General features: G+C 71.9%; 4 protein-coding genes. 3 read left to right on the top strand and 1 reads right to left on the bottom strand.

Annotation, left to right across the window (positions count from 1 at the left end):
* From V6D49_RS25975 to V6D49_RS25985, 3 genes are all read left to right on the top strand, one after another.
* On the top strand, positions 1-181 hold a 181-nt coding region (locus V6D49_RS25975), incomplete at its 5' end, for a hypothetical protein (RefSeq protein WP_340564434.1).
* The gene (locus tag V6D49_RS25980) at positions 178-312 is read left to right on the top strand and encodes a hypothetical protein (protein ID WP_340564436.1); all 135 of its coding nucleotides are present in this window, start codon (positions 178-180) and stop codon (positions 310-312) included. The genes V6D49_RS25975 and V6D49_RS25980, both read left to right, overlap by 4 nt.
* Before the next feature lie 509 nt (positions 313-821).
* On the top strand, positions 822-2,084 hold the full coding sequence (locus tag V6D49_RS25985) for a hypothetical protein (RefSeq protein WP_340564439.1): 1,263 nt from the start codon (positions 822-824) through the stop codon (positions 2,082-2,084).
* A gap of 1,273 nt (positions 2,085-3,357) precedes the next feature.
* On the opposite strand, the gene V6D49_RS25990 is transcribed toward V6D49_RS25985, so the two are convergent.
* Entirely contained in the window at positions 3,358-4,086 is a 729-nt protein-coding gene (locus V6D49_RS25990; RefSeq protein ID WP_241718544.1) for a GntR family transcriptional regulator, read from the bottom strand.
* Positions 4,087-4,224 lie beyond the last annotated feature (138 nt).

Here is a 4,224-nt window from a genome sequence, read left to right on the forward strand (position 1 = left end):
GAGGCTCGACACCGAAGAGGCCCGCGTCGTGATCGAGCGGGCGTGGCGGGACGGCCTGAGCATCCGTGAGGCCGCGCGGGTGTCCACCCGGTCCGCCTCCCACGTCCAGCGCGTCTACGCCCGGCTCGACGAGCAGCAGCCCATCCCCGGACAGACCGAGATCGAAGGGATCGCCGCATGACCGCCGACACCCCCGAGCCGTCCCCGGACAGCCACGACGAGCAGACCTGGACCTGCACCCACTGCGGCGGAGAGAACAGCACCGTCTACGTGGGCTGCCCCCTCGACGGCTACCGCCGCGACGACTCCTGACACAACGACAGCGCCCCGCCGGACTCCGGCGGGGCGCTGCCCGTCACTCTGATCACGGGGTGACACGATCACCCCACAAAGAGCACAAGCCCCGGGCTGGACCCCCAGGGCTTGCCGCTCCCCGACCTCGCCATACCGAGACGGAGAACGTTGCTGTGACAAGCGTACAGAGCGATGCCGCTGCCGCATCAGCACGCGGCCCCCGGTGCAACGGCCCCGGCTGCGGCAAGCCGATCGTGCACATCCCCGGCAAGCGTCCCAAGATCTACTGCTCCGAGGCGTGCAAGAAGCGGGCGAAGCGGGCAATTGAGCGCGCGTCAGAAACCACCACAAAGGGTGCGGGGCAGGACCGGCCCGAGCCAAAAAGGGACGCGGGCTTTAGTAGTAAGGGAAAATCTCCGTCCGCCGCAGGTCAGAGCGTTGCGGCGGAAGCTGCGAAGCCCAAAAACGGACAGCCGAAGAAGGACCCGCGCGACGAACGGTTCGCTCGGCGCGACCGGCATCAGACGGTGGCGCTCGGGGAGGCGTTCCGCGCGTGCGGCAACCGGCTCACGGGCAAGGCGGCGACGCTGATGGCGGCAGCCGGTGAGGCGGCCATCACGGGCGTCTGCCGGTGTAACAACGTCCACCTGTGCGCCTGGTGCGGAGCGCGCATCCTGGCGGTCCGGGCGGCGAACGCGCAGGCGATGGCGGACGGCCTGGCGGCGGCCGGGTACGGGCTGCACCTCGGTACGTCCACGCTGCGGCACTTCCCCCGGATGCCGTTCGGCTCGAACCGGAAGGGCGAGCGGTTCGGCCTGGTCTCCGTCCTCCACGACGGCTGGCGCGGGGCCTACGGGTCCGCCGGGCGGCCGTGGCGGCGACTGCGGGCGGACTTCGGCGTGATCGGCTACGAACGGGCCTACGAGGACACCTGGGGCCCGGACACGGGGTTCCACCTGCACTGGCACACGCTGTGGGTCACGGAAGCGCCGCTCGACGCGGACGCCCAACTCGCGTTCCGCCGGGCCATCGCCAAGGCGTGGGCGGACGGCGTGCGCAACGCGGGCGGCTACGAGGTGAGCCAGACATGCGACCGGCCCGACTGCTCGTGCGGCGGGGAGGGGCACGGCACCGACCTGCGCTCGCTCAACAGCGGGGAGGAAGGCGAGACGGCCCGCTACCTGTACAAGGACGGCGACAAGGGCACGGCCAAGATCGGCCTTGAGCTGTCCCGCCAGGACCTCAAGGACGGCCGGTCCGGCCGCCTCGGGCCGTGGCAGCTCGGCGACGCGGCGGCCGAGGAGCTGGCCGCGTCCGGCGGGGTGCCGGGCGTCTTCACCGAGAAGTACCGCGAGCGTGAGCGCGGCATCTTCGGCGTGCGGAAGCAGTACCGCACGCAGGGCCTCAACGCCCTGGTGAAGCTGCTGGAGATCCCGCAGGACGAGCGGACCGAGGACGAGATCACCGACGAGTCCGGCGGCCTGGTCCCGATCCTGGTCATCCCGTCCGGCACCTGGTACCGGCACATTGCCCGCGTGCCCGGCCGCCGCCTCGACCTCGTGAAGGTGGCGGAGGCACACGGAATCGGCGGGGTCCGGCTGCTGATCGAGTCCTGGGGCCTGCTGTGGGGCGTCGACGTCTTCGACCCGCCTACCGAGGACGAGCCGACCACCCAGGCCGGGGAGGACACAGCCGCGCCCCGAGCCGCAGACCTACTCGCCCAACCCGCCGCCCGGACCTTCGCGGAACACGTCCACCGAGTCCGCCGCCGCAAGACCGCCAACGCGTAACTGACCCCAGTACGCACTACCTTGCTCCCCCTTCCTGCCCCGCCCTGACCAGCTCCCGGAGACACCACGGAGACCACACCCCCGCCAGGGACGCAGTGGGGGTGTGGTCTCCGTGGTGACGACGGATCAGAGCTGGTCAGGGCGGGGCAGCCCGTACGCCCCGACGTACGGGCCGCGTACGGGCGAACGTACGGGCTGCCCCGGTGCCGGCCACTCACCCGAACCGGGCGCGTAATGCATGAGGTGTGACCGTGTTGATCTTGGCGACAACCGCCGGTTGTCGGTCACGGGCTCGTGCTCCTGGTCGTGCTCGACGGCGTGCAGCTGCTCGACGTCGGCGGCCGTGGGATCGGTGATGCAAGGGTGTGCGCCATGAGACGAGAGATCCCCCGTGACGGGGAGGGGCGGCGGTTGTGCGAGCACTGCCTCACGCCGGTGCCGGAGTCGCTGGGCACGAAGCCAAGGCGCTACTGCGGCCGGTCGTGTCGGCAGCGGGCGTACGAGGTGCGGCGGCAGCGTGAGGCGGTCGAGCTGGCGGTGGCGGTGCGCGAGTCGATGCGGCGCCAGGGCCTCGACCCCAACGCTCCGCCGGACCTGACCCGAGGAACGTCACGTGACGATGCGCGAGGAACGTCACGTGACGTTGCGAAACCTGCTGGTCAGCTCGCGTTTCCGGTGGGCGGTGAACCGAGCGGCGGCGCGGAGTAGGCGATCACGTGTCCGGCGGGTTCGCGCGGCAGCGTGGGCAGTGACCGGGACCGATGACGGCCTGGTCCTGGTCCTCGACCCCGGCCGCCCCCGCGAGTAGCCCGGCGGCGGGGCGGTGCGTCACCGGCGGGCGGCCAGGGCAGGCCCGCGGAGCGGGTGAGCGCCACGCCCGCCACGACGGTGCGGCCGTCCGGCACGGTGGCGCGGTCCCTGCGCCCGTGTGGCGCCGGGCCGCACCGGGTGCCGGCCGAATCGGCGGCCGATCCCGGTGGGGGACGGGCACCCCCTCCCCCGTAGCCAGCCTCCCCTGAGGACCCCGTGCCGGGCGGCAGTCGGCAGCGGCGGTGCCACGTAAACCGCCCAGCGTGGCCGCCAGGGGCCACGGACGGCCGTCTGAGCGCCTGTCAGGGGCGGGGTGGACTCATGGCCTTGGGCCACGGGGTGAGGGCCGCAGACGGCCGTACAGCTAGGTACGCGGAAAACCGCTGCGGGCCGAGGCGGGGAGTTGGCCGTGCAAAGACGAAGGCCCCGCCGGATACCGGCGGGGCCTTGCAGTGGGGCAGGGTCACGAGTGGTGGACGCGCCACCGCCCGGCGGGGGCTACGGACTCGCCAACCTCGATCAGGTCGCCCTGGGCGTCCACGTAGACGTTCCGGGACAGGGACACGGGTGCGCCGGTGGTGATGCCGAGTGCCTGTGCCTGCTCCTCCGATGCTGCGGCGGCGGTCGTCGCTTCCTCGGAGGCGACTGCCCGGCGGCCGGTCGCTGCCTCGATGGCGGACGGCGTGCCGCCGATGATCCGGTCGCGGACCAGCAGGGCGGGCACAGCGTCGGCGAGTTCGCGGGCGAACCAGCTCGTTGACGCGCTGACGGGCTGGTCCTCGGAGTTGTGGGTGATCCGCTGTCGGCGGACGGCCTGCCCGCCCGCCTCGATGTCGAGGAGATCCGCGACCCACTCCGGGGGTTCGGACAGGTCGGCGCCGGTGATGACGGCGTACTCGCCGTCGGCGTAGATCCGGCCCGTGGTCAGGGCCGCTTCCAGGCGGTCTGCCGCCGTGCGGTGCAGGGTCCGGTGAGTGCTGACCGTGGTGGCCGCTCCCTGCCGGGCTTCGGCCAGTCCCTCCGCCTTGAGCGTGCGGTGCACCTTCTGCGCGGTGGCGGTCGAGATGCCGTACTCGGTCGCCAGGTCGCGGACCGACGGCAGCTTGTCGCCGTGCTTCAGGTCCCCGCTCACGATCTTCTGCTTCAGCTCCGCGACCACCTGGAGGTACGGCGGGGTGCGCTCTAGGGACATGCCCGGCTCCTTCTGTAGTAGGTGTGCTATCCGCTATCACAGTGTACGCCTTGACACAGCAACTGTGCTACTACAGTATGGAGCCCGTCGGACGGTGCTCCTTCGGGGGCGGTCGGACGGCCCGGAAACCGGGGGCTC

The organism is Streptomyces sp. GSL17-111 (assembly GCF_037911585.1).
Lineage (GTDB): Bacteria > Actinomycetota > Actinomycetes > Streptomycetales > Streptomycetaceae > Streptomyces.

Excerpts from the sequence above, each read along its gene's own strand:
- V6D49_RS25980 (WP_340564436.1), top strand. The coding sequence starts at position 178 with ATGACCGCCGACACCCCCGAGCCGTCCCCGGACAGCCACGACGAGCAG.
- V6D49_RS25990 (WP_241718544.1), bottom strand. The coding sequence starts at position 4,086 with ATGTCCCTAGAGCGCACCCCGCCGTACCTCCAGGTGGTCGCGGAGCTG.